Here is a 23,393-nt window from a genome sequence, read left to right as displayed (position 1 = left end):
GACGCCACAGGAGAATGACCGTATGCGACTTGGCCTTGCAGCCAACCGGCTTCATCACCATGACGGCAACGCCGCACTTTTCCGCTGGCTGCGCGCCTGCCACGCCGGCATCGCCGAGTTGGAGCTGTCGCTGCATGCGGTGGGGCGCACCTTCGACGCGATCCAGCACTACGGTCTGCTGCAGGCTACCACGCAGCTCACGCGCTACCCCAACGGACGCGAGGGCGGCTTGATGAAGCTGGTGGCCGAAGTGGTCGGCATGGGGCCGGAACGCACGCTGGACGGTGCCATCTACCTGATCGACCCGGTCGACCCGTCATCGATCTTCCCCGAGGCCATCGCGCTCAAGCGGCAGTGCGTCATCCACGGCAAACCCTTCCTCTCCACCGTTGCCAGCGCCCGCGACTGGGTGGAAGTGGAACGCGTGCATGCGGGATGGACGGCCGATCCGGGTGCCGATGACCTGCATGCGTTCGGCCACCAGACGCTGGCCCTGATCGCCCACGACGCGATGAAGCCGGCGATGCTGGCATTCGCCGCCGAGCACTTCGACGTGTTGTCCCGTTTCGCCTCGCGCATCGGCACGGGAACCACTGGCCAGCGACTCAACGAACTGGCATGGAGCCGCGGCTGGCCCGTCGACCAACCGTGGGTGACGCGCTACCAGAGCGGCCCACTGGGCGGCGACGCCCAGATTGCCGACCAGGTGCTGGAAGGCCGTTGCCAACGCGCGATCTTCTTCGAAGACCCCCACGTCGCGCGCCAGCACGAAGCGGACATCCAACTGCTGGAGCGCGCCGTCACGACCGTCACCGATCGCGCCGTGTGCATCACCGCCCCCACGGTCGCCACACGCTGGGCGATCGCCGCCGCACAGCGGCGATGACCCGGACCGGTGACGCCGCCGCCGCTGCGCTCGCCGAGCATGGCTCGGCGCTACCAGGTGCATAACGCACGAATTCCCAAGGTGCGTGCCACGCAGCAATCCCCACGGTAGCGCCGAGCCGTGCTCGGCGAGCGCAGCGGCGACGGCGTAGCGAACTAATTGGAGGAGAGCCCCCTTGTTGTTCAAGGGGGCGCGCCGAAGGCGCGGGGATAAGGTGACATGCGTAGGCAACTGCTTTGACGCCGCTTCGCCGCCGCTGCGCTCGCCGAGCACGGCTCGGCGCTACCCGATGCTTCGCGCTTGTCCCCTACGGCGTCGCGGACTGACTGGAGGAGAGCCCCCTTGTTGTTCCAGGGGGCGCGCCGAAGGCGCGGGGATAAGGTGACATGCGTGGGCAACTGCTTTGACGCCGCTTCACCGCGTCAAAGCAGTTGCCGCAGCATCGCCTTCAGCCGCCGTCCTTCGTCATGGAAATAGTCGCGCTGCTCCCGCCATGCCGGAAAACGCTGCTCCACTTCATGCCAGAACGCCGCGGAGTGATTCGCCTGCAGCAGATGGCAGAGCTCATGCACCAGCACATACTCGAAGGCAGCAGGGCGCCCCAGCACCAATGCGAGATCCAGCGCCATGCTGCCATCCGGTGCCAGCGACCCCCACTGCGAGGACATCACCTTCAAGCGGATCCGCGTGGGTGCGCGCGGCAGTCCAGGCAGGTAACGCGGCAGCCATTGGCCCACGTCGGCCCGTGTCTGTGCCTCGTAGAACTCACGCAGCACGCGACGCAGCGTGGCAGGCGTGGCGCGCACCGGCCAATGCACGCACGCACCCTCTGCATCGATCTCCAGCTTGGCGTAGCGCGCCTCCTGCCAACGCAAGGGCAACAGCTCGCCGCGCAGGGGCAACAGGCCGGGCTGGCCCGGAACCAGCGCAGGCGGCATGCGATCGGATTGAAAATGCAGCAACTGCTTCGCCAACCAGCCCCGGTGCTCTTCCAGGAAACGGTCTCCGGTCTGCAGGCTGGCACGCAAGGGCAGGGTCAGCCGTGCGCCACGCTCGTCCACGCTCAGCTTGATGCGGCGCGCGCGCGGGTCGCGCACGCGCAGGATGTCGATCTCCGCGTCCCCGATGCGCAGGCGCACGGTGTCCCGCTGCACCGAAGCGGTGGGCGCGGGAGACAACAGGCGGCGCAGCAACGGACTCATGGAGCCAGCATACGCCGCACGGCGTCAGCGGGGATGGACACGTACCGGGTCGCCCCGTTCAGTCGGCCTTGCTGAGCTTGAACGCCTCTTCCAGCAACAGGAACAGCCGACGGATTTCGGCGCTCTGCAGCGCGAAGCGTGCATCCAGCTCGGCACGGCGGCCGTCATCATCGGTGTGTTCCAGCTGATCCAGCGCACCGTCCAGGAACTTCAGCTTGCGCACGATCAGGTCATCGCCGATCACGAAGGACAGGTTGTCCTCGAACACCAGCGCCAGCTTGGTCACCTGCTTGCCGGCATCCAGATGCTTGTCGATCTCGTCGCAACGCAGTTCCTGGTGCTGGCACTTGACGACGGCGCCACCTTCCACCGGATCCTTCATCTCGCACTCTTCGCCCAGCGACAGACCGGTCGGCAGCGGCTCGCCGGCGATCCAGCCGGTCAGGATGGAACGCGGGGCCACCTCGGCATTCAGCGGCATGGCCGGGAAGCTGCCCAGCAGGCCACGGATATCGGACATGAAGTACTCGGCCGTCTTGCGGCTGGAGCAATCCACGGCGACGTAGCCATGCTTGAGGTCCAGGAACGCATCGTTGCGCGAGTTCTTGACGAAGGCGCGCGGCAGCAGTTCATGCAGCAGGTCATCCTTCATGCGCTTGCGTTCACGACCACCGGGACGACGCCCCTCGTTGGATTCGATCTCTTCCAACTTGCGCTCGAGCAGGTCGTTGACCACCGCGCCGGGCAGCAGTTTGTCCTCACCCCCGACGGTCAGCCACAGGTGCTCTTCGATGCGATGGGAGAACTGCTCCTTTTCCTCGCGGCCGAACGGGGAGATGAAGCCGCGCGAGCTCATCTCCAGCGGACCGACCGGCTTGAGCAGGGCATTGGGCAACTGGGTGTCCACGCTGGAGAAATCAGTGGCGGTGGGGAAGCGGAAGAAAGTCAGGTTGCGAAAGAACATGGAATTCCGGATTCAGGAGTGAAGGACGCCACGGCCATCTTCGGCTGCGGGCGTCTCAGGAGATGCGTCGCACGGGCGACGCTCCAGGGAATGAAAATCAAACAGGCGCGGGTCCGCCAGCTGGGACGGCTCCACGGTAGCCAGTGCACGGGCGATCTGGTCCACGCGACCGGGATGGTCGATGTCCCACTGCGCCAGCATCTGCCCCACCTGGCGACGCTGCAGGTTCGGCTGGCTGCCACACAGGGTGCACGGAATGATCGGGAATCGCCGCGCCTGCGCGTACTCGGCGATGTCACGCTCACGCACGTAGGCCAGTGGCCGTATCACCACGTGCTGGCCGTCATCGCTGCGCAGCTTGGGCGGCATGCCGGACAGCTTGGCATGGTGGAACAGGTTCATCAGGAACGTCGCCGCCATGTCATCGCGGTGGTGTCCCAACGCGATGCGGGTGAAGCCGTGGGTGGCGGCATGGTGGTACAACGCGCCGCGTCGCAGCCGCGAACACAGCGAACACTGCGTGGCGCCCTCTGGAATCACCCGGCTGACCACCGAATAGGTGTCCTGCTCGATGATCTGGTACGCCACGCCCAGGCCGGCCAGGTACTCGGGGAGCACGTGGGCGGGAAAGCCCGGCTGCTTCTGGTCCAGGTTCACCGCCACCAGCTCGAACGGCACCGGGGCGCGACGCTGCAGGTCCAGCAGGATGTCCAGCAGGGTGTAGCTGTCCTTGCCACCGGACAGGCAGACCATCACCTTGTCGCCCTCGCCGATCATGCCGTAATCGGCGATGGCCTGGCCCACTTGGCGGCGCAGCTGCCTGCCGAGCACGCGCACCTGCTGATCCGCATCACGGCGCACGCGCGGCAGGGGATCGGGCAGGGAGATGACAGCGCTCATCCTCCCATTCTACCGGCTGCCATCGGCACTTCCCCAGTCATGGTGCTGCCGGTTGCCCCGACGCTCACCTGCGCTGTGTATGCTCGGCAGGTGGACACTTACACACCCGCTGAAATCACCGAGCGCTTGGGCGCACTACGCGCGGAACACCGTGCGCTGGATGACCGCATCACGCACATGGCCGCCAACGGCAGCGACGACCTGGAGTCCAAACGGCTGAAGCGGCACCGCCTGCAGCTGAAAGACTGCATCAGCCGGCTGGAGAGCCTGCAGATTCCCGACGAACCGGCCTGACGACGGCTGCCCTGGCATTCGGTAGAGCCGACTTCAGTCGGCTGCGGCGGCAAGCCGACTGAAGTCGGCTCTACCAACCCATGCCCACCGCCCGTGCCCAACCATCACGCCCACCGCGGCGTTTCCCAGGACCGTGCCCCAGCGACTCGCGAGGCCCAGCGCACGCATTCCGTGCGCTCAATCCTGCGGCGCGGCTTCTTCGGGCTTGGCGGCTTCCGGACTGACCCGCTCGATGGTGTGGCGCAACTCGCGGCCGAGGATGAACTTGGCATCCTTGGCCCAGCCGTCCAGCCGCTCATCGAACAACAGCTTGCTGTTTTCATCCGGCCATACCAGACGCAGCTCGCGCAGCTTCTGGATGAATCCACGGAACAAGGTCTTGTCGAAAAACTCCGGCGCGGCCGGTGCGTACAACAGGCTCAGGCGCTGGGCCGCCTGCTGGCAGAGACTCTCCAGCTCAGCGGCGCCGAGCGTGCCCGGACCGTTCTTGACCAGCACCGAGATGGCGATGTAATAGCGCTCGAAGGCCTGCTGCAGCGAATGGCCGATGGCGCGCAGGCGGAACACTTCGTCGGTCTGCCCGGTGTTACGCGCCAGCACGCCGCCTTCGTCTTCGCCCACCTGCTGCAGCAGCCCTTCGCGGATGAACAGATCGATGGTCTGCTCGATGCGCTGGCCGAACTCGTCTTCCGTCCACGGCAGGAACAGCTCCGACTGCAGGAACGGGTAGACCGTGCGCCCCAGCCGCACCAGGCCCGCGCGGCCCATGCGGCGGTTGTTCTGGAAGCAGCACGCCACCCACGACGACGCCGTGAACAGGTGCAGCACGTTGTTGCGGAAGTAGCTGAGCAGCACAGCGGTATCGCCGCTGACACTGAGCACGTCCCCCAGCGGATGGCGCACGCGGGTGAGGACGTTGATCTCCTCGGCGTGGGCGATGATCCGCGCAGGCGAATGCGGGGTCACCGTCACTCGATCGGAGTACGGCATTTCTTCCAGCAGGGTCTTGCACAGCTGGATCTGCGCGATCAGGTCGGCCTCGCCCATCGCGTGCTTGGGCGTGGACAGCAGAGCCAGCGCCAGCAGGTTGATCGGATTGACGTCGGCGGCGCCATTGATGCGCACCTGGATGCGTTCGGCCAGCGTATCGACCGTGCTCGCCAACCACGCCGGCTTTTCATCCTCGGCCACGGCGCTGCCATCCCAGTCGGGTGCCTTCTCGGCCAGTACGTCGTTCAACGCAATCGGTTCGCCGAAGTTCACCACCACTTGGCCGTAGTTCTGCTTGAGCACCTTTGGGATGCCCCACAGCAGCGACCAGATCGACTCTTTCTCTTTCGGCCGCCCTGTCAGTTCATCCAGATAGCTGCCGCCTTCCATCAGCTTTTCGTAGCCGATATAGATCGGCTGGAACAGCACCGGCTTGCGCGGCTGACGCAGGAACGCCTTCAGCGTCATCGAGATCATGCCGCCCTTCGGCTGCAGCAGGCGGCCGGTGCGTGAGCGCCCGCCTTCCACGAAGTACTCGATGGAGTAACCACCGGCGACCAGCTGGGCAACGTACTCACTCAACACCGCCGAGTACAGCGCATTGCCCCGGATCGAGCGCCGTATGAAGAACGCACCGCCCTTGCGCAGCAGGGTGCCGACGACCGGCAGGTTGAGATTGATGCCCGCCACGATGTGCGGCGGCACGATGCCGCGGTCGTACAACAGGTAGGACAGCAGCAGATAGTCCATGTGGCTGCGATGGCTGGGCACGTAGACCACTTCATGGCCCGGCGCGGCGGCCTTGAACTTGTCCAGGTGATGCACCAGCACACCGGCATAGATCCGGTTCCACACATGGCTGAGCATGAAGCTGGCCGAGCGCACCGCAGGGCTGGAATAATCGGCCGCGATCTCCCAGGCATAGGCATGCGCCTTCTTCCAGGCGTCAGCCGGTTTGCTGTTGTCGCGGCGTGCCTGGGACGCGATGGCTTCGCGCACCGGCTCGGCCTGCAGCACCTGGTCCACCAGCAGGCGACGGGTCGACAGGTCGGGCCCGATCACCGACTCGCGGATACGCCGGAAATGGGTACGCAGCACGCGCTGCAGCTTGCGCACCGTGCGTTCCGGGTCCAGCCCTTCATCGATGGTGGAGCGCAGCGAAATGGGCGGGGCGAAGCGCACGATCGTGCTGCGACCGTTCAACAGCACGGCGAGCAGGCGGCGGAAGCGGCCGACCAGTGCCCAGTTCTCCGAGAACAGCACGGCGAACCAGCCGCTCTGCTTGTCCGGTGCGCGTCCGACGAAGATCGATACCGGCACCAGGTGCACGTCGAGCTCGTCGCGCACGCGATGCGCCTGCAGCACCTTGGCCAGCGAATCGGAATGGGTCTTGGCGCCGCGTTGCTCGGGGATGAGCGAATTGCTGGAGCTGCGTCGCGACAGCGCCACGTAGGCACGGCGGCGGCCGGTGGGGTCACCGGGCAGCGGCGTCAACGGCGAAGGCAGCCCCGCCTGGCGGCAGGCCTTGTCCAGGATCAGCGCATTGGACAGACCGTAGTCTTCCAGCACGTAGATCACCGGCCGACCGTCGTTGTACTGGCCGGGATCTTCCGGCTCGATATCCAGCGACAGCCATGGCTCGACCAGCCGACCCAGCAGTCGCGCCCACCACGGCCGGCGTCCGCCTGCGACGCGCGCAGGGGCAGGCGGCGGCAGCGAACCGTCGGTCGTCGGGGATACCGGCGTCGCGGCGGCGGCGGTCGGCTCGGGTTGTTCGCCGGGGAACGGCAGGGGGTTCTGTTTCGACATCGGCGCCATTATGGCTTAGCCGGAGGCATTGCATCTGCCCCGGTCTCATCGGCTGGAGCGATGGCGGCATCGGATTCAGCCTGCGCCGCGTCGGCGTTGCGCAGCAGGGCATCGGTGTCGGCCAAGGTGCGGGTGAGGTACCAGTGGCCTTCGCGGCGGGTGAGCGGGATCTGCAGGCTGACGGTCTGTCCGGCCAGCGGGTACTGCAACCGCACCAGGGCATTGTCGCCCTGCTGGGACAGCACGTCGCCGGTCAGTTCCCGCAGCGATTCGTCCACGTCCAGTCCATAGCTCGCCATCACCGCTTTCAAGACGCCGATGAAGGGGCCGAGCTTCTGCAGACTGCCTTCCATGCCGTGCTGCTGCAGGTGGCTGTCATCGCTTATGCCGGTGGCGCGCGCCGCGCCGGTCAACGCCGTGATGGCGGCCCGTGCACGCGCGCGATCGCTGATCGGGGCATCTGCGGCCCAGCCCGCCAGGGTTTCCACCACTTGTATGTAATGGCTGCGCTGGCTGGCCGTGATCGTGTTCTCGTGGCGAAGGTACTGCACGCCGAACAGTCCCATGGACTGCGCTGCCTGGCGCACTGCGGTGGTCTGACCAGCCAGTTGCCGCTCGAAGCTGCGCTGCAGCTGCTGGCTGCCGTCCGGCGCCGACAACGCCTGCAACATCGGCAGCAACTGGTCATGCAACGGCAGCTCGGTCAGTGGCCAACGGCTGTGCCCTTGGGCCCAGGCGTCCTGCAGGCGGCGGTACTGGGCCGGCGGCACGGACAGCCGCGCATAGGCCAACAGATCGTTGGCGGCCACGGCGCGGGCCATCGCCTGCACGGCGGCAACCGGTTCGGCGGGCGGCTTCGCCGGATCCACCGCGTCGCGCCCGCAGGCGGCCAACATGAGCAGCAGCACGGCTCCGCAAGCCCACGCCTGGCGCTGTGTACGCCGTTTCATGATCGACATGTTTGTTCGGACTCCCCAGACCGGCCTGCATCTTGACCGGTCATGCATGGCGGCAGCAAGACAGGCGCGAACGGCGCCGTCCTCGTCGTGAAAAACCATTGGATCACAAAGCGTGCCGGGCAGACGGGGTCCCGCACTGGCGGCGGCATGCGGGGGTGGCGGGTCATGGGGGGCGACCCGGCTTGGGCTGGCAACCGGATCGCGGGCTGCGCGCACCGCATCACCGTCGCCGTTCGACCATCAAGGGGAGTGGGTTGCCGGTCGCTAGCCACCTGCGCGGCGGCACAGTGATCCCGCCCCTCCCCGCGCTGATGGCAGCTGATTGCGTCGTGGACGCATCACGCGGGTACGCGGTGCACGCTGGGATGCATCTGCCGCTTTGACGTGTAGGGATGCGGCCGCGAGGACGAAGAGAGTGACTCCGTGCTCACTTGGGCTGGCCTCTTTACGGCGGAATGGCGGCGTCGGCGTACCGCCGTCGTAACGGGAGTGTACTCATGCGCCTTATCCCTGCCTGCCTCCTGGTCAGTCTGCTTGCCGGCCCCGCCCTGGCGGCTTCCCCCCAACTGGCAAAGCCCGCGATCGTTGGGGGCGAAGACGTCCCCGACGGACGCTACCCGTTCCTGGCCAGCCTGCAGGTCGCCGGAACAGACGACCCCCGCTATGGCCACATCTGCGGTGCCTCCCTGATCTCGGCCTCGTGGGCGCTGACCGCCGCCCATTGCGTGCTGGGCGCGTCCGCCTCCCGCTTGTTCATCCGCACCGGGGAAACCGACCTGGAGGCCGGCACCGGAACCAATCATCCGGTGGCCGCCATCCACATCCATCCGGCATACGCGGGCCGTACGAACGACGTTGCGCTGCTGAAGCTGAAAAAGCCCGTCCAGGGCATCACGCCAGTGCGTCTGCCGCGTGGCGAGGGCATCGGCTACGAAGTACCGGGGCGGCTGCTGACGGTTGCCGGCTGGGGTCGGCTGTCTTCGAGCGGGAGCTCGCCTTCGCGCATGCAGCACGTCGAGGTGCCCTTCATCGATACCCGCGCCTGCCAGGCGCTGTATGAAGGGCGCGCTACGGTCCATAGGGACAGGGAAATGTGCGCCAGCCGCGCGGGCAAGGACGCGTGCCAGGGCGACTCTGGCGGCCCGTTGTTCGTGAAGGCCGCCGACGGCAGCTGGTCCCAGTTGGGTGTGGTGAGCTGGGGTATCGGCTGTGCGCGCGGCGATTCCCCCGGCGTCTATGCACGACTGGCGTCCGCTGACATCGATACCTTCATCCACTCGGTGTGGACGCGTGATTGACCGCTTTTCCCCATTTCCCTATCCGAGGATTCGCTTATGCCTCGTACCCCGTTAGTGGTAACGGCCCTGTGTCTCACTGCGCTTTTCTCAGAGGCGGCGGCGGCCGCGCCTCGCATCATCGGCGGCGAAGACGCGCCCACCGGCGTCTATCCCTTCATGGTCAGCATCCAGGTCCCCGCCGTCGGTGACACGCCACGTCAGCAGCACTTGTGTGGCGGCACCCTGATCTCGCCCTCCTGGGTGCTGACTGCAGCGCATTGCATGGGCGTAACGGTCGACCTGGCGGTCGTGCGTGTCGGCCAGACAAATCTGGGCCGCGACGAAGGCGTGGTGCATCGCATCGCGGAAATTCATTCCCACCCGGACTACAGGGAGGGCGGCCCAGACGTTGCCCTGCTGCGCCTGGAGCAACCTGTCAGCGGAATCCAACCGGTCCAGCTGTTGGGCCTGGATGGCACTGCCTTCGAGCAGGACCAGCGCCGCACCTGGGATGGCCGTTGATCCGTTGAACGCGGGAAGCGGGACGCGCTGGGCGTCCCGCAGCGGTCAGCGACGCAGCGCGGTGTGGATTTCCTTCTGGATGCCGCGTGCAGCCGCCTGCGGATCCGCTGCCAGCCGGATCGGTCGCCCCACAACGATCGCATCGGCGCCGTCGCGGAAGGCCTCGGACACCCCGACGGTGCGCTTCTGGTCATCGCCTGCCGGGCCGCCGGGACGGATGCCGGGGCAGACGATGGAGAACCCGGCACCGGTCGCCGCGCGGATCGGCGCGGCTTCCTGGCCCGACGCAATGACACCATCGATGCCCGCGGCCTGGGCGGCCAGCGCGCGTTCAACGACCACATCCACCGGCTCGCGGTCGATGCCCATCTGCGCCAGATCTTCCCGCCCCATCGAGGTCAGCACGGTGACCGCCAGCAGTCGCATGTCGCCCCCTGCAACCGCGGTACAGGCTTCCATCATCACCGGATGCCAGCCATGGATGGTGCAGTAGCTCACCGGCCACTGCGAAAGCCGCTTGATCACCGCCGCAGCGGTGGCAGGAATATCGAAGAACTTCAGATCAACGAAGACCCGCTTGTCGCGGCGGGCCAATTCATCCAGCACCTGGAAGTACTCGCCCGACGCCAGCAGTTCCATGCCGATCTTGTAGAACCCCACGCTGTCGCCCAAGCGGTCAACCCACTCCAGCGCCTGCACGCGGTCTGGTACGTCCAGGGCGAAAATCAGGCGTTCGTCGTCGCGTAACGGCAGCGGGCCGCGGCTCATGGGGCGTAGTCCAATGCGGCGCGCTTGGCGTCATGGCGCGCCTGGCGTGGCTGGCTGTAATCGTTGTTGAACTGCGCCGGCTCCCAGCCGCCGTACGTGGGGTTGGGCAGCATCCACCAGCGCTCACCGAACCAGTCGTGGTACTGCTCGAGCAGCGCGGCACGGCCTTGCGGGGTGTTGGCGGTGACTTCAACGAAATCGCCGAGCTGGTCGCCGAACTGCATCAGCACGCGGTACTGCTGGCCTGCGAGGCGGCGACGGCAGTTCTTCTCGCTGCCGGCCTGCTCGCAGCCTGGCACCACGGTGCCCAGGCCCAGGAACACGCTGTCATCTGCCACCGGCAGGCCGACGGCACGCAGGTTGGCCAAGGTGGCGTCCTTCAGATGGACGGCGCGATTGGAGATGTAGACCAGGGTGACGCCTTTTTCCGTCGCGGCCTTGGCGAAGTCGACCACGCCCGGGACCGGCTTGGCCTTCTTTTCGGCCACCCACTGGTCCCACGTCATCTCATCGTATTCCTTGCCATCGCGAACCAGCCGCGCCTGGTACGGCGAGTTGTCCAGCACGGTCTCGTCCAGGTCCAGCACTACCGCCGGCTTGAGCCCCTTGGCCTCGTTACCGCGCTCTTCCGGCACCAGTGCGTCCCAGTGCGCCTCCTTCAGCGCGGCATCCAGCCGATCGGCGGCCGCCCGGTAGGTCTGTTCGGCAGCGGCCTTGTACTCTTCCGACCGCTGCACCCACAGCACCGCGTTCAGGTTGTCATTGGCACTGCTGTCCATGCTCGGCGACGCAGGCGCCACCGCGACGGGTGCCGCATCGGCAGCCGGCGCGTCGACGCGCTTGCAGGCGGACAGGCCCAACGTCGCCAGGGCGAGCAAGGACAGGGAGAGAGGGGCGATACGACGAGGCATTGGCTTCACCATGTACAGAACCGGCCCATTTTAACGGCAAAGATGTCAAAGGCAGGGGCTATGCTTGGTGGCTGTCCGCCTGACCAGTACGGAGCCTTCCATGACCGACGTCCTCGACACCCCCGCCCGCCCGCTGTTGGATGCTGCACAGGCGCGCCTGCTGGGCAGCCTGGTGGAAAAGGAGGCGACCACGCCGGACACCTACCCCTTGACCGTCAATGCGGCGCAGTCGGCGGCCAACCAGAAGACCGCACGCGACCCGCTGATGAACCTGGATGCGGGCAACGTGCAGCATGCATTGCGGGCGCTGGAGACGATGGGCCTGGCCCGCCAGCACTTCTCTTCCCGCGCCGACCGCTACGAACACCGTCTCCAGGCCGCCCTGGACCTGACCCGGCAGCAGACGGTGCTGTTGGCCCTGTTGCTGCTGCGTGGCCCACAGACCCTTGGCGAACTGGTGACCCGTGCCGAACGCCTGCACCGGTTCGGCGACAGCGACGAAGCACGCCATGCGATCGAGCGCCTGCAACAGCGCGAGCTGATCGTGGTGCTGCCGCGTGCCGCTGGCCAGCGCGAAGATCGTTACATGCACCTGCTGTGCGGCGACGTGGACGGTGCGGCATTGTCGGCGCGCTTCGCAGCCTCTGGCGCCGCATCGGCGGCCAGCCAGGATCCGGGGTTGGCAGAGCGCGTGGCACAGCTGGAGGCGACCGTGGCCGACCTGCAGGCGCAGCTGGACGCACTGCGTTGACACGCTGCGGTGATGCACTGCGGTGATGCAATGCGGTGACGCACTGCGGTGATGCAATGCGGTGACGCACTGCGGTGATGCACTACGGTAGAGCCGACTTCAGTCGGCTGCATCAGACATTCCGCCGAGCATGGCTCGGCGCTACCACGACACCGCGCGCGCCGCGGGCATCGGCACCGCGCACGCCACGTGCATCGGCACCGCGCACGCCACGTGCATCGACACCGCGCACGCCGCGGGCATCGGCACCGCGCACGCCACGTGCATCGGCACCGCGCACGCCGCGGGCATCGACACCGCGCACGCCGCGGGCATCGACACCGCGCACGCCGCGGGCATCGGCACCGCCCGCCACGTGCATCGGCACTGCACCGTAGCGCCGAGCCATGCTCGGCGAGCGCAGCGGCGCTTTGAACCGCTGCGCAGGTGGCGTGCATTCCGCCACGGCCGCCGGCCCTATCCGGCGATGCAGGCCGCGCCCGGGGTGGCGAAGCAGGTCACCCACTCCTCGCTGCCGGGCAGCTGCAGCAGGCCGCGCTGCTGCATGCCCAACCGGCGCAGGATCGCTGCCGAGGCCAGGTTGTCCGGGTCCGTGATGCCATACAGGTCCTGCAGGCCCAGCGCGCCGCGCGCATGGCTGAACACCGCGCGCGCCGCCTCGCCCGCGTAGCCTTGGCCCGCGTACTCCTGCAGCAGTGCATAGCCGATGTCCGGCCCCGGCAGGCCATCGCGGCGCACCAGCCCGGCATTGCCCAGCCAAGCGCCATCGGCACTCCGCTCCACCGCGTACATGCCGAACCCGTGCAGCGCGTAGCTGGCCAGCACGCGCGTGGCGATGTAGTCACGCGCCTGCTGCTCGGTGCGCACGTCGCGATCACCGATGAAACGCAGGAAGCCGGGATCGTTGAGCAGGGCCAGCGTGTTCGCTGCATCCAGCGCGGGGCTGATCAGCCGCAGGCGGAGGCGTTCGGTCTCGATCTGCACGGACATTCCACGAACGGGAGAATGGCCGATTGTGGCCACCACTGACTCAATCAAACAAGGCCTGGATGGCCGCCAGCCCGGCCGATGCCCGTTCTTTCTTGCGTGCCGCGTCGGCGACCGGATCGGCCCCATCGCGCTGCAGTTCTTCGGCCGGCAGTTCGGCGAAGAAACGGCTCGGCTTCAGCCGTACATGCTCGCCGAACTTGCGCGTCAGCTTGCTGTGACTCATCCACAGCTGCACCTTGGCGCGGGTGATGCCCACGTACAGCAGACGCCGCTCTTCCTGCAGCGTGCCCTCGTCCAGGCTGACCTGGTGCGGCAGCACGCCATCCTCGCAGCCAACGATGAAAACGTAGGGGAATTCCAGCCCCTTGGACGCGTGCAGGGTCATCATCCTGACCTGGTTGCCGCCGTCGTCCTTGTCGTTGCGCGACAGCAGCGCCAACTGTCCGGCCAGGTCGGCGGCAGTCGCGCCGCGCGGGCCGCCCTCGAACCACTGCGCGAGTTCCTCGATGTTGTTGGCACGACGCTGGTAAGTGGCCTCTTCCTTCGCCTGCTGGCGCAGCTCACTCAGCAGCCCGGACTCCTTGGCCACCTTGCGGATCATGTCGCCGGAGGAAATCTCACGGGTCTGCGCACGCAGGTCGCGCAGGATGTCGGTGAACCGGGACAGGCTGTTGGCCGCGCGCGGTGCCAACTGCTGCAGCGCGCCGAGCGCCTCGGCCGCCTGCGCCATCGGCATGTCCTTTTCAGAGGCCAGCTCGGCCAGCTTGGCCAACGTGCCCGCGCCGACATCGCGCTTGGGTGCCTGCACCGCGCGCATGAAGGCCGTATCGTCGTCCGGATTGACCAGCAGCCGCAGCCACGCCAGCGTGTCTTTGACTTCCTGACGTTCCAGGAACACCGTGCCACCGGACAGGTGGTAAGGCACCCGCGCCAGCTGCATCGCCTTTTCCAGCGGGCGTGACTGGAAATTGCCGCGGAACAGGATGCAGAAATCACTCCAAGGCACTTGCCGCGCCTGCGCGATATAGGCGATCTCCGCGGCGACTTTCTCGGCTTCGTGCTCGCTGTTGCGGCATTCCCACACGCGGATGCGCTCGCCGTCGGCCTGGTCGCTCCACAGCTTCTTCAGGTGCTCGTGCGGGTTGTTGGCGATCAGCGCATTGGCCGCACGCAGCACCCGGTTGGAGCAGCGGTAGTTCTGCTCCAGCTTGATGATCTGCAGGGCGGGATAGTCGCGCCCCATCTGCTGCAGGTTCTCCGGATTGGCGCCCCGCCAAGCGTAGATGGACTGGTCATCGTCGCCCACGCAGGTGAAGTTGCCCTTCTCGCCAGCCAACTGCTTCAACAGCCGGTACTGCGCGTCGTTGGTGTCCTGGCACTCATCGACCAGCAGGTAGCCGATGCGCTCGCGCCAAGCCACCGCGATGTCCGGGTTCTCCTCCAGCACCTGCACCGGCAGCCGGATCAGATCGTCGAAGTCGACCGCATTGAAGGCGGTCAGCCGCAACTGGTAGCGCTCGTACACGCTCGCTGCTTCTTTTTCGCGGTTGCTGCGCGCTTCGCGCATCGCCTGTTCCGGTGACATCCCGGCATTCTTGGCACGCGAGATCAGGTTCTTCACGTCGTCGATGTCATCCGGCTTGGCGCCGTACATCAGGTCTTTCACCTGTGCATTGCTGTCATCGGCATCGAAGATCGAGAAGCCACGCTTCAACCCCACCGCCGCGTGTTCGATCTGCAGGAACTTCAACCCCAGTGCGTGGAAGGTGCAGATGGTGACGTCCTCCGCATCCTGGTCGCGCAGGCGCTTGCCCACGCGCTCGCGCATTTCCTTGGCGGACTTGTTCGTGAAGGTGATGGCCGCGATCCGGCGTGCGGGATAGCGTCCGCAGCCGATCAGGTGGGCGATCTTTTCCACGATCACACGCGTCTTGCCACTGCCGGCGCCGGCCAGCACCAGCAAGGGGCCTTCGATATGCAGCACCGCAGCGCTTTGGGGGGGATTGAGACCGTGCATGTGGTGCTGATTGTAGCGGCCAGACCCTGGGCTGCGGTGGGCCCACGCTGGCGCACAGGGCGGAGCGACCACCTGAACAGATAGAATCTGCCCATGGCCAAGCTCTATTTCTATTACTCGGCGATGAACGCCGGCAAGACCACCACGCTGCTGCAGAGCGCGCACAACTACCGTGAGCGCGGTATGCGGGTGGCCATCCTTACCCCTCGGCTGGATGACCGGGCCGGTAGTGGCGTGGTCGCCTCGCGCATCGGGCTGAAGGCCGACGGCATGGCCTTCGAGCGCGACAGCGACCTGCAGCAGGTGATCCAGGCCGATCTGGATGCACACGGGAAGCTGGGCTGCGTGCTGGTGGACGAGGCGCAGTTCCTCACCCGCGCCCAGGTCTGGCAGCTGAGCGAGGTGGTGGACCAGCTGCGCATTCCGGTCCTCTGCTACGGCCTGCGCACGGACTTCCGCGGCGAGCTGTTCGAGGGCAGCCAGTACCTGCTGGCCTGGGCCGACGAGATGCAGGAGATCAAGACCATCTGCCATAGCGGCAAGAAGGCGACGATGACCGTGCGCGTAGACGAGAACGGCCATGCCCTGCATGACGGCCCGCAGGTGGAGATCGGCGGCAATGACCGCTACGTGTCGGTCAGCCGCGCAGAGTTCAAGAAGATCACCCGCGGCGAAGGCAAGATCGATCTGCTGTGAGGCGGCGCCGGTAGCGCGGTAGCGCGGTAGCGCCGAGCCATGCTCGGCGGATTCCGTCCGACATCGTGAGATCACGGAGACACGCCGCGCTTCGCGCTCGCCGAGCATGGCTCGGCGCTACCGGTTCCCCGTTTACCGGGCTCAGTACAAGGTGCGTTCGGATGCACCGGCCGGTGGCGGGCTGTACTGGTACAGCCAGGTCTCGGTCAGCGTCTTGCCGCCGCTGCGCAGGAACAGCCGGATGTCGATCTGCGCGGTGCTGTCATCACCCGGCACCAGGTCGAACATCGCCCGGTAGCCGTCGATCTCGCGCAGGGGGCGCGCGGAGACGATCTCGACCTTGCCGCGGCTGGTCTGCACCACCGCTTCCACCTCGCCTTTGTCGATCAGACTGGCCAGCTCGCCGCCGGCGAAATCGACGGCAAACCGCCATGAGAAATAGTCGCGCTTCTTGCCGATGATGCCGCCCAGCCCGGTGCGCGTGGCCACGGTGTGTGCCAGCGGCGGGCGTGCCGGCGGTTCGGCGCCCCAGTACAGGCGGTACCCGACCAGCAGCTCCTGCCCGGCCTGGGGCTTGGCCTTGGGGTTCCAGAAGGCAACGATGTTGTCGAAGGTTTCGTCCACGGTGGGGATCTCCACCAGCTGCACCGAGCCTTCGCCCCACTCGCCCTTGGGCTCCACCCACAGGCAGGGACGCTTCTCGTAGAACACGCCGTCATCCTGGTAATGGTCGAAATTGCGGTCACGCTGCAGCAACCCGAAACCACGCGGGTTACGGTCTACGAACATGTTGAAACGCAGCTCGCGCGGGTTGACCAGCGGCCGCCAGATCCACTCGCCACTGCCGCTCCACATCGACAGCCCGTCGGTGTCATGGATTTCCGGACGCCAGTCCCACGCCATGCGGCGGTCGTTCTCGCCGACCTGGAACATGCTGGTGCACGGTCCGATGCCCAGCCGTTCAATGGCCTTGCGCGGGTACAGCGCGCTGTCGATATCCATCAACAGCACATCGCCGTTGGTGATCGCGAAACGGTAGGCACCGGCGACGCTGGGCGAATCCAGCAGCGCATACACCACGATGGTGTCCGAATCGTCTGCCGGGCGCTCGAGGTAGTACGCGATGAAGTCCGGGAATTCCTCCGGGCCACCGGTACCGGTGTCGATCGCCAGGCCACGCGCGGACTGCCCGTACTGCCCTTCCTTGCCAACGGCGCGGAAATAGCTGGCACCCAGGAACGCGGCGAAGTCACGGTCGGTGTCCTTGCGCGTGTTGAGGCGGAATCCGGCAAAGCCGAGGTCCGCCGGCAGCTGTCCAGCCTTGATCCCACTCTTGCCGTAATCGAACGCCGCGCCGTCGTAAGCCAGCTCCTGTGCCTTGCCATCGACCACGTCGAACATCCGCACCGGCGAGTGGAAGTACAGGCCCAGATGGAAGAACTTGGCCTGGAAGCGGCCCGGCTCGTTGCCCCACAGCGCATGGTCCTGGCGGTAGCGGATCGACTGGTACTGGTCCCAGTCCAGGGCTTCAACCGGTCCGGGCAACGTGCGCTTGTGTGTCTGGTAGGGGGCATTGGCCAGGGCACGCGCCTGACCCTTCAGGCTGGCGAAGTCGAACGGATGCGCCTCACCCAGCCGGCGCAGGCCGACCTGCCGGGTCCCCGCGGCGCCCACGTTCAGTGCAGGCAGACCGAAGGCGGCCAAGGCCAGGGAAGCATTGCGGAGGAAATCGCGTCGTTGCATTCGAGGCAGCCGGAGCTTGGAGGGATCGCGCATTATTCCAACAGATTCGTTAATTGGTAGCAGTCGGACGCGGTTAGTGTTCAGCTGGCCACGTCACGGCAGCCATCCGGGTATCCAATCGGCGTACGGCCTCGGACGGAATGCCGCGCTGGGCGATCAGCAGTTGCCGGGCCTCACGCCATGCTCCCCTGGCCGCGCCTAGCTCTCCGGCCTCGTAAGCGGCCTGTCCCAGGTCCAGCAATCCCTGCGCCAGCAGGGCGACATGGTCGGGCTGGCGCCAGATACGTACGGCAGCGCGATAGTGCACGAGCGACTGCTGCACATCACCCGTGCTTCGATACAGCTCGCCGAGCGCGTGCTCGGCCAATCCGGTTTCGCGATGATCCGGTCCCAGCGCGAGCTGCAGTTTCACCTGTACCTCGCGCAGCTCCTGGCCGGCCCAGGCCGCGCGCCCCTGTCGCATCGCCAGCAGAGCGCGCGCGCGGCGTACCGACAGGGTCTCCGGATGATCTGGGCCGAAGGCCTGCACCGCGGCTTGCCAGGCGAGTTCCAGCGCAGCGGCGGACTCCGCAGGCCGTCCGGCGCGCGCCAGGGCTTGCCCCAGCTGGCGACGCAGGACGATGGTCTCCGGAGCCCCAGGAGCCGCGGTTGCCATCAGCCGCAGGGCCTGCTGGTAAGCCACCAGGGCATGCGCTGCGTCACCTGCTTCTTCATCCAGCGCGGCGAGGTCCGCCAACGACTCGGCGACACCGCGCGAGTTGCCGTGGCCATCGCCGTGCTGGTACAGCGACAGCGCCCTGCCGAACGCCTGGCGCGCACCGTGGACATCGCCCAGCTGCGCCTGGCAACGGCCGAGCTGGCTTGCAAACGCGGCCGCCGCGGCAGGCAACAGGCTCTGCTGTTCGTCCGCCAGCGGCCGCATCGCCTGCAGATGGGCGACGCACTCACGGTCGCGGCCCAACATGCGCAGCGCGCGTGCACGTTGGGTCACCGCATCCAGCTGCAGCACCGGCGGCACCACGGCCTGTGCCTGCAACAGGGCACGCTGCTCGTCCAGTATCTGCAGGGCCGCTTGATAATCCCCCAGGCCGATGCGCAGGCGTCCGATCACGCCGTACAGCTCGGCCAGCGCCACCGGCTGGTCACGCAGTTCAAGCTGGGCGCGCTGTCGGCCCATCTGCAGCAATTGGCGCACGTCGAAGCGTCCGTGGCCGCTGGCCGCCGCGCGGTCGAACAGGCCGACGCTGAAATCCTGCATGGCCTGCGCGCGCGCCATTTCAACCCGCGCCTGCTGCGCCTGCCAGAGCGCCACGGCGGACACGGTGAGCACCATCAGCAAGGCCGAACCGGCCCCGATCACGCCCCAGCGGTGGCGCTGCAGGTACTTGTGCAGGCGGTAGCGCCTTGTCGAGGCGCGCGCACGCAGCGGCTTGCCATCGATGAAACGGCGCAGGTCCTCGGCCAGTGCATCGACCGACCCATAGCGGGCCTGCGGATCCTTGGCCATCGCCTTGTCCAGCAGCAGATCGAGATCGCCGCGCACCTGCCGGGCCATGCGCAAGGCCGCCAATGACGGACGCGCTGCCCCTGCGTCGGCCAGCTGCAGGCGGCGCGATGCCGGCATCGGCTGCACCTCCAGAATGGAGCGCTCCCACTCACTGTCGGCTTGGCGGCGCAGGCGATAGGGCTTGTGCCCGGTGACCACCTCGTAGATCACCACGCCCAACGAATAGATGTCGGTGAGGGTGTTGACCGGCTCACCGCGCACCTGTTCCGGAGCGGCGTAATGCAGGGTAAAGGCGCGTGGCTCGCCGGGTCCTGGCGCCGCGCCCTCATGGTCGCGGTCCAGCAGTTGGGCGATGCCGAAGTCCAGCAGCTTCACCGAGCCGTCGGCCGCGACCAGGATGTTGGAGGGTTTCAGGTCGCGGTGCACGACCAGGTTGGCGTGCGCGTGCGCCACCACCGAGCAGACCTGCAACATCAGCCGCAGCCGCTCCAGCAGCAGCGGCTGCGTACGTGCGCAATGGTCCGTGACCGGCTCGCCCTGCACGTAGTCCAGCGCGATGTAGGGGTGCCCGTCCAGGTCGATGCCGGCGTTGTGCAGCTGGGCCAGGTTGGGATGCTGCAGGCGGGCGAGGATCTGCCGTTCGCGGGCGAAGCGTGCATGCAGCCCGGGATCGGCGAGGCCGCTGCGCAGCAGTTTCAAGGCCACCTTGCGTTCGTACATCCCATCACAGCGTTCAGCCAACCAGACCTCGCCCATGCCGCCTTCACCAAGCAGGTGCAGCAACCGGTACGGGCCTATCCGCGTGCCTGCGCGCGCGCAGGCCGGTGCGGCGAATACCGGTTGGGCCATGAACTGCTCGCTTTCCTGCTCACGCGACAGCAGCTGCTGCAGCTCCGCGGCCAGCCCCTCGTCGCGCTCGGCGATCTGCCCCAGGCGCTGTATCCGTGCAGGTGCCTCCATGTCCAGCAGCTGGTCCAGCCAGGATGAAAGTTCACGCCAGCGCTTGGCATCCATCGCGTCGTTGCCTGGGCTCAGTCTTCGCGCACGGCGGCCAACAGGAACAACCGCGCCTTCTGCCAGTCACGGCGGATGCTGCGCTCGGACCGCTGGCTCAGCTCCGCGATCTGCTGCTCGGTCAGGCCGGCGAAATAGCGCAGCTCCACGACCTTGGCCAGGTGCGCGTCCAGTGCACCGAGTTTCTCCAGGGCAACATCCAGCGCCAGCATGTCCTCATCCATGCGGATGCCGCTGCTGCTGTTCTCAGGCAGATCGACACGCTTGAGGTCACCCCCCCGCTTGCGCGCCATCCGGTTGCGCGCATAGTCGACCACTACGCTGCGCATGGCCGATGCGGCATAAGCGAAGAAGTGGGCGCGGTCTTCGAAGCGGGCGCCACTGCGGCTGCCCAGCAGTTTCAGGTAAGACTCGTGCACCAGCGAGGTGGCATCCAGCGTGCGGCCCTGCTGCCCCGCCAGCTGCCGCCGGGCCATGCCGTGCAGCTCCTGATAGAGGACGGTCAGCACACGGTCCAGCGCGGCCCGGTCACCGCCCCGCGCAGCATCCAACCACACCGTGATGTCGGATCCATCGTCCATCGCTGCGCCCGCGCCCCCGGAGACTTGAGGCGACTATAGCCCTCGACGTGATCTGTGCCTGAATCCATTCACCTTTGGCAGTGACTGCACCAGACACTGGCGCGCTGGCCGATCATCGCGTGCTTGAGCGGCCGCCCGCAGGTCTTGCACAGCTGGCCATCGCGTCCGTAGACCGACAGTTCCTGTTCGAAATAGCCTGGCGCGCCGTCGGGACTGATGAAGTCGCGCAGCGTCGTGCCGCCGCGGGTGATCGCATGACCCAGGATGTCCTTCACCGCCGTCGCCAGACGCTGGTAGCGCTCACGCGAGACCTTGCCCGCTTCGCGCAGGGGGCTGATGCCTGCACGGAACAGACTTTCCGCTGCATAGATGTTGCCCACGCCCACCACCACCGCCTGATCCATCAGAAAGGTCTTGATGGGCGCCTTGCGACCGCGGCTGCGCTGGTACAGATAGTCGCCGTCGAAGTCGTCTTCCAGCGGTTCCGGGCCGAGCCCCTGCAGCAGCGGGTGGACCACGCCGGGGGGTTGCCACAGCAGGCTGCCGAAGCGTCGCGGATCGTTGAAGCGCAGCAGGCGACCGTTGTCCAGGCTGATGTCCACATGGTCGTGGGCGCGCAACGGGGTATCGCCGGGCAGCACCCGCAGGCTGCCGGACATGCCCAGGTGCATCAGCGCACTCCCGGCATCGGTATCGAGCAACAGGTACTTGGCACGCCGACGCACATCGCGGATGCGCTGGCCGGGCAGCAGGCTGGCCACCTCGTCGGGGATCGGCCAACGCAGTTCCCGGCGCCGCAGGATCACCCCATGGACGGCGCGCTCCAGCAGATGCGGGGCAAGCCCACGGCGTGTGGTTTCAACTTCGGGCAATTCAGGCATGCGCAGATTCTACGCCCGCCCGCATAGCGGGAGCGCCGAGCCATGCTCGGCGGCGCTATATAGCGGCGTCGGACGGTATCCGCCGAGCACGGCTCGGCGCTACCCCTTCTTTTTTTCATTACGCGGCTGGCAGCCACCGGAACCTGTCAGGGGGCCGGGCGGGGTGGGGTCTGCAGGACGCTGAGCCGCATGGATGCGGCGATGCAGCCTACATGGACGTACTTGCGGCGTGTCCTGCAGACCCCACCCCGCCCGGCCCCATCCTGAGTGCAAGCCGCCAGCCGCGAGGGGTCTTACCGTTCGACCTCCCACTCACCGCGGAGGCGCAGCCAACTCCCGTGCATCCAGATACCCGTCCCGGTTCGCATCCTGCTTGTGGAAGCGCTGCACCAGCGTCTGCAGGTGCTGCTCACGCGTGATCGGCCGGCCCTTGCCGCCCGGCAACTCGCTTGCGGTGAGCACACCGTCACCATCCCGATCCATGTGGTCGAAGGCATACATCATCCACTGCACGTATTCCTGCTCGCTGACGCGCCCATCGCCGTCGCCGTCCATGCGCTGCAGATAGCTGCCCGTGTCCGTTACCTGCCCCGTCGCCGTTGGCGAGCCACTACACAACACCGCGCACAACGTCGCGATCGCCACGATTCCACTGCGCGCATGCGCCATGTCAGGTCCCAGGCCGGCCACCGGCCAGCAACAGCAAAGATGGCAGACATGATGGCCCGCCCCGTTGCAAACTGCATCCCTGTGCCACCGTATCGACCGCCTTTGCTGCCGGGAAAACCGCGTTGTCCAGCCTGACCTCCACCGCTGTTGCATCCGCCCCCTCCGTCCAACCACCTGCCGATGCGCCGCCGCTGATCGAGCTGGACCGTGCCACCGTCGTGCGTGGCCAGGTGAAGGTGCTGCACGAACTCACCCTGCGCATCGCGCAAGGCCAGCACACCGCACTGCTGGGCCCCAATGGCTGCGGGAAATCCACCTTCATCAAACTCATCACGCGCGAGCTGTATCCCTTGGCCCACGCCGACGGACACGTGTCGGTCCGCGTGCTCGGACAGAGCCGCTGGCAGGTTGATCGGCTGCGCGCGCAGCTGGGCATCGTCACCGGCGATCTCAGCAGCATCCTGTCCGAGATGACGGGCCTTACCGTGGAACAGGCGGTACTGACCGGCTTTTTTGCCAGCTACACGCTGCCCGCTTTCCGCGAGATCAGCGCGGAAATGCGCGAGCGCGCTGCGCAGACCCTTGCCATGACCGGTGCGCTGGCGCTGCGCGAGCGCGCCTTTGCAGAGCTTTCGGCGGGCGAAACCCGGCGCGTGCTGATTGCCCGTGCGCTGGTCAACCGACCCCATGCGCTGCTGCTGGATGAACCGTCCACCGGCTTGGACCTGGTGGCCCGCCAGCACCTGGTGAACACCATGCAGTCGTTGGCGCGGCAGGGCATCACCCTGGTGCTGGTGACCCACCACGTGGAAGAAATCATCCCGGAGATCGAGCGCGTGGTGCTGCTGCGCGAAGGCAAGGTGCTGGCAGATGGCACCCGTGCCGAACTGCTGTGTGATGCACCGCTGTCGGCTGCCTTCGGTGGTCCGATCCGCGTCACGCTGCAGGACGGCCGCTTGAACGCCATCGCAGGCTGAGCCTTCTCCCACGCTCACCGACCGTGCAGCATCTGGCCGGATGCGCGTAGCCCCTGCGCCGGCCGTTGCGGACTGCGATCATGGT

The 23,393-nt window shown here is 66.9% G+C and carries 22 protein-coding genes; 7 read left to right on the top strand and 15 right to left on the bottom strand.

Annotated elements, in window-relative coordinates; genetic code table 11:
* Positions 1-22 precede the first annotated feature (22 nt).
* Positions 23-886: a methylglyoxal synthase gene (locus ICJ04_RS00385; RefSeq protein ID WP_188325612.1), complete on the top strand. Its 864-nt coding sequence runs from the start codon at positions 23-25 to the stop codon at positions 884-886.
* A 422-nt stretch (positions 887-1,308) separates the two neighbouring features.
* Here the strand turns inward: ICJ04_RS00385 and ICJ04_RS00380 are convergent, their stop codons facing one another.
* From ICJ04_RS00380 to ttcA, 3 genes are read right to left on the bottom strand one after another with little or no spacing between them, the layout of a single operon-like run.
* Positions 1,309-2,088, bottom strand: coding sequence for a SprT family zinc-dependent metalloprotease (locus ICJ04_RS00380; RefSeq protein WP_188325611.1), 780 nt, complete (start codon positions 2,086-2,088; stop codon positions 1,309-1,311).
* A gap of 58 nt (positions 2,089-2,146) precedes the next feature.
* Entirely contained in the window at positions 2,147-3,052 is a 906-nt protein-coding gene (locus ICJ04_RS00375; RefSeq protein ID WP_188325610.1) for a recombination-associated protein RdgC, read from the bottom strand.
* Between the two features lie 12 nt (positions 3,053-3,064).
* Complete coding sequence (gene ttcA, locus ICJ04_RS00370; RefSeq protein WP_188325609.1) at positions 3,065-3,952, bottom strand: tRNA 2-thiocytidine(32) synthetase TtcA; 888 nt, start codon at positions 3,950-3,952, stop codon at positions 3,065-3,067.
* Positions 3,953-4,042: 90 nt separating this feature from the next.
* On the opposite strand from ttcA, the gene ICJ04_RS00365 reads away from it, so the two are divergent.
* A complete protein-coding gene (locus tag ICJ04_RS00365) occupies positions 4,043-4,246 on the top strand; it encodes a DUF465 domain-containing protein (protein ID WP_188325608.1) in 204 nt (67 codons plus the stop codon).
* A gap of 177 nt (positions 4,247-4,423) precedes the next feature.
* On the opposite strand, the gene plsB is transcribed toward ICJ04_RS00365, so the two are convergent.
* Together plsB and ICJ04_RS00355 are read right to left on the bottom strand one after the other, a co-directional pair.
* Positions 4,424-7,054 (bottom strand): glycerol-3-phosphate 1-O-acyltransferase PlsB, encoded by a 2,631-nt coding sequence (gene plsB, locus ICJ04_RS00360; RefSeq protein ID WP_188325607.1) that lies wholly within the window; start codon positions 7,052-7,054, stop codon positions 4,424-4,426.
* A complete protein-coding gene (locus tag ICJ04_RS00355; protein ID WP_223202942.1) occupies positions 7,054-7,995 on the bottom strand; it encodes a hypothetical protein in 942 nt (313 codons plus the stop codon). The genes plsB and ICJ04_RS00355 overlap by 1 nt, the downstream gene beginning before the upstream one ends.
* A gap of 506 nt (positions 7,996-8,501) precedes the next feature.
* Between ICJ04_RS00355 and ICJ04_RS00350 the strand changes: the two genes are divergently transcribed.
* Both ICJ04_RS00350 and ICJ04_RS00345 read left to right on the top strand, forming a co-directional pair.
* Positions 8,502-9,302 carry a serine protease gene (locus tag ICJ04_RS00350; RefSeq protein WP_188325605.1) on the top strand — a complete coding sequence of 267 codons (801 nt, stop codon included), beginning with the start codon at positions 8,502-8,504 and terminating at the stop codon, positions 9,300-9,302.
* A 36-nt stretch (positions 9,303-9,338) separates the two neighbouring features.
* Positions 9,339-9,803, top strand: coding sequence for a trypsin-like serine protease (locus ICJ04_RS00345; RefSeq protein ID WP_188325604.1), 465 nt, complete (start codon positions 9,339-9,341; stop codon positions 9,801-9,803).
* Positions 9,804-9,848: 45 nt separating this feature from the next.
* On the opposite strand, the gene pyrF is transcribed toward ICJ04_RS00345, so the two are convergent.
* Together pyrF and ICJ04_RS00335 are read right to left on the bottom strand one after the other, a co-directional pair.
* The gene (gene pyrF, locus ICJ04_RS00340) at positions 9,849-10,571 is read right to left on the bottom strand and encodes an orotidine-5'-phosphate decarboxylase (RefSeq protein ID WP_188325603.1); all 723 of its coding nucleotides are present in this window, start codon (positions 10,569-10,571) and stop codon (positions 9,849-9,851) included.
* Positions 10,568-11,482: a 5'-nucleotidase, lipoprotein e(P4) family gene (locus ICJ04_RS00335; RefSeq protein WP_188325602.1), complete on the bottom strand. Its 915-nt coding sequence runs from the start codon at positions 11,480-11,482 to the stop codon at positions 10,568-10,570. The genes pyrF and ICJ04_RS00335 overlap by 4 nt, the downstream gene beginning before the upstream one ends.
* A 100-nt stretch (positions 11,483-11,582) precedes the next feature.
* On the opposite strand from ICJ04_RS00335, the gene ICJ04_RS00330 reads away from it, so the two are divergent.
* Entirely contained in the window at positions 11,583-12,233 is a 651-nt protein-coding gene (locus ICJ04_RS00330) for a DUF480 domain-containing protein (protein WP_188325601.1), read from the top strand.
* A gap of 112 nt (positions 12,234-12,345) precedes the next feature.
* On the opposite strand, the gene ICJ04_RS00325 is transcribed toward ICJ04_RS00330, so the two are convergent.
* The 3 genes from ICJ04_RS00325 to ICJ04_RS00315 all read right to left on the bottom strand — a co-directional run bounded on the left by ICJ04_RS00325 (position 12,346) and on the right by ICJ04_RS00315 (position 15,240).
* The gene (locus tag ICJ04_RS00325) at positions 12,346-12,594 is read right to left on the bottom strand and encodes a hypothetical protein (protein WP_188325600.1); all 249 of its coding nucleotides are present in this window, start codon (positions 12,592-12,594) and stop codon (positions 12,346-12,348) included.
* A 95-nt stretch (positions 12,595-12,689) separates the two neighbouring features.
* Entirely contained in the window at positions 12,690-13,223 is a 534-nt protein-coding gene (locus tag ICJ04_RS00320; protein WP_188325599.1) for a GNAT family N-acetyltransferase, read from the bottom strand.
* A 40-nt stretch (positions 13,224-13,263) separates the two neighbouring features.
* On the bottom strand, positions 13,264-15,240 hold the full coding sequence (locus ICJ04_RS00315; protein ID WP_188325598.1) for a UvrD-helicase domain-containing protein: 1,977 nt from the start codon (positions 15,238-15,240) through the stop codon (positions 13,264-13,266).
* Positions 15,241-15,333: 93 nt separating this feature from the next.
* Between ICJ04_RS00315 and ICJ04_RS00310 the strand changes: the two genes are divergently transcribed.
* Positions 15,334-15,936 (top strand): thymidine kinase, encoded by a 603-nt coding sequence (locus ICJ04_RS00310; RefSeq protein ID WP_188325597.1) that lies wholly within the window; start codon positions 15,334-15,336, stop codon positions 15,934-15,936.
* Positions 15,937-16,077: 141 nt separating this feature from the next.
* Here the strand turns inward: ICJ04_RS00310 and ICJ04_RS00305 are convergent, their stop codons facing one another.
* The 5 genes from ICJ04_RS00305 to ICJ04_RS00285 all read right to left on the bottom strand — a co-directional run bounded on the left by ICJ04_RS00305 (position 16,078) and on the right by ICJ04_RS00285 (position 22,331).
* Positions 16,078-17,679 carry a glucan biosynthesis protein D gene (locus tag ICJ04_RS00305; protein WP_188325596.1) on the bottom strand — a complete coding sequence of 534 codons (1,602 nt, stop codon included), beginning with the start codon at positions 17,677-17,679 and terminating at the stop codon, positions 16,078-16,080.
* 73 nt (positions 17,680-17,752) lie between these two features.
* Positions 17,753-20,200, bottom strand: coding sequence for a serine/threonine-protein kinase (locus ICJ04_RS00300; RefSeq protein ID WP_188325595.1), 2,448 nt, complete (start codon positions 20,198-20,200; stop codon positions 17,753-17,755).
* Between the two features lie 17 nt (positions 20,201-20,217).
* The gene (locus tag ICJ04_RS00295; protein ID WP_188325594.1) at positions 20,218-20,781 is read right to left on the bottom strand and encodes an ECF-type sigma factor; all 564 of its coding nucleotides are present in this window, start codon (positions 20,779-20,781) and stop codon (positions 20,218-20,220) included.
* 68 nt (positions 20,782-20,849) lie between these two features.
* Positions 20,850-21,662, bottom strand: a complete 813-nt coding sequence (gene mutM / locus ICJ04_RS00290) for a bifunctional DNA-formamidopyrimidine glycosylase/DNA-(apurinic or apyrimidinic site) lyase (protein ID WP_188325593.1) — start codon at positions 21,660-21,662, stop codon at positions 20,850-20,852.
* Between the two features lie 312 nt (positions 21,663-21,974).
* Complete coding sequence (locus ICJ04_RS00285; protein ID WP_188325592.1) at positions 21,975-22,331, bottom strand: EF-hand domain-containing protein; 357 nt, start codon at positions 22,329-22,331, stop codon at positions 21,975-21,977.
* A gap of 131 nt (positions 22,332-22,462) precedes the next feature.
* On the opposite strand from ICJ04_RS00285, the gene ICJ04_RS00280 reads away from it, so the two are divergent.
* Positions 22,463-23,308 (top strand): ATP-binding cassette domain-containing protein, encoded by an 846-nt coding sequence (locus ICJ04_RS00280; protein WP_342589200.1) that lies wholly within the window; start codon positions 22,463-22,465, stop codon positions 23,306-23,308.
* Positions 23,309-23,393 lie beyond the last annotated feature (85 nt).

Source organism: Stenotrophomonas sp. 169 (assembly GCF_014621775.1).
Lineage (GTDB): Bacteria > Pseudomonadota > Gammaproteobacteria > Xanthomonadales > Xanthomonadaceae > Stenotrophomonas.
This window is presented reverse-complemented; position numbering and strand designations above follow the sequence as displayed.

What these genes read in the sequence shown, in the direction of transcription:
- ICJ04_RS00385 (WP_188325612.1), top strand. Translation starts at nt 23, where the DNA reads ATGCGACTTGGCCTTGCAGCCAACCGGCTTCATCACCATGACGGCAAC.
- ICJ04_RS00380 (WP_188325611.1), bottom strand. Translation starts at nt 2,088, where the DNA reads ATGAGTCCGTTGCTGCGCCGCCTGTTGTCTCCCGCGCCCACCGCTTCG.
- ICJ04_RS00375 (WP_188325610.1), bottom strand. Translation starts at nt 3,052, where the DNA reads ATGTTCTTTCGCAACCTGACTTTCTTCCGCTTCCCCACCGCCACTGAT.
- ttcA (WP_188325609.1), bottom strand. Translation starts at nt 3,952, where the DNA reads ATGAGCGCTGTCATCTCCCTGCCCGATCCCCTGCCGCGCGTGCGCCGT.
- plsB (WP_188325607.1), bottom strand. Translation starts at nt 7,054, where the DNA reads ATGGCGCCGATGTCGAAACAGAACCCCCTGCCGTTCCCCGGCGAACAA.
- ICJ04_RS00355 (WP_223202942.1), bottom strand. Translation starts at nt 7,995, where the DNA reads ATGAAACGGCGTACACAGCGCCAGGCGTGGGCTTGCGGAGCCGTGCTG.
- ICJ04_RS00350 (WP_188325605.1), top strand. Translation starts at nt 8,502, where the DNA reads ATGCGCCTTATCCCTGCCTGCCTCCTGGTCAGTCTGCTTGCCGGCCCC.
- ICJ04_RS00345 (WP_188325604.1), top strand. Translation starts at nt 9,339, where the DNA reads ATGCCTCGTACCCCGTTAGTGGTAACGGCCCTGTGTCTCACTGCGCTT.
- pyrF (WP_188325603.1), bottom strand. Translation starts at nt 10,571, where the DNA reads ATGAGCCGCGGCCCGCTGCCGTTACGCGACGACGAACGCCTGATTTTC.
- ICJ04_RS00335 (WP_188325602.1), bottom strand. Translation starts at nt 11,482, where the DNA reads ATGCCTCGTCGTATCGCCCCTCTCTCCCTGTCCTTGCTCGCCCTGGCG.
- ICJ04_RS00330 (WP_188325601.1), top strand. Translation starts at nt 11,583, where the DNA reads ATGACCGACGTCCTCGACACCCCCGCCCGCCCGCTGTTGGATGCTGCA.
- ICJ04_RS00325 (WP_188325600.1), bottom strand. Translation starts at nt 12,594, where the DNA reads ATGCACGTGGCGGGCGGTGCCGATGCCCGCGGCGTGCGCGGTGTCGAT.
- ICJ04_RS00320 (WP_188325599.1), bottom strand. Translation starts at nt 13,223, where the DNA reads ATGTCCGTGCAGATCGAGACCGAACGCCTCCGCCTGCGGCTGATCAGC.
- ICJ04_RS00315 (WP_188325598.1), bottom strand. Translation starts at nt 15,240, where the DNA reads ATGCACGGTCTCAATCCCCCCCAAAGCGCTGCGGTGCTGCATATCGAA.
- ICJ04_RS00310 (WP_188325597.1), top strand. Translation starts at nt 15,334, where the DNA reads ATGGCCAAGCTCTATTTCTATTACTCGGCGATGAACGCCGGCAAGACC.
- ICJ04_RS00305 (WP_188325596.1), bottom strand. Translation starts at nt 17,679, where the DNA reads ATGCAACGACGCGATTTCCTCCGCAATGCTTCCCTGGCCTTGGCCGCC.
- ICJ04_RS00300 (WP_188325595.1), bottom strand. Translation starts at nt 20,200, where the DNA reads ATGGATGCCAAGCGCTGGCGTGAACTTTCATCCTGGCTGGACCAGCTG.
- ICJ04_RS00295 (WP_188325594.1), bottom strand. Translation starts at nt 20,781, where the DNA reads ATGGACGATGGATCCGACATCACGGTGTGGTTGGATGCTGCGCGGGGC.
- mutM (WP_188325593.1), bottom strand. Translation starts at nt 21,662, where the DNA reads ATGCCTGAATTGCCCGAAGTTGAAACCACACGCCGTGGGCTTGCCCCG.
- ICJ04_RS00285 (WP_188325592.1), bottom strand. Translation starts at nt 22,331, where the DNA reads ATGGCGCATGCGCGCAGTGGAATCGTGGCGATCGCGACGTTGTGCGCG.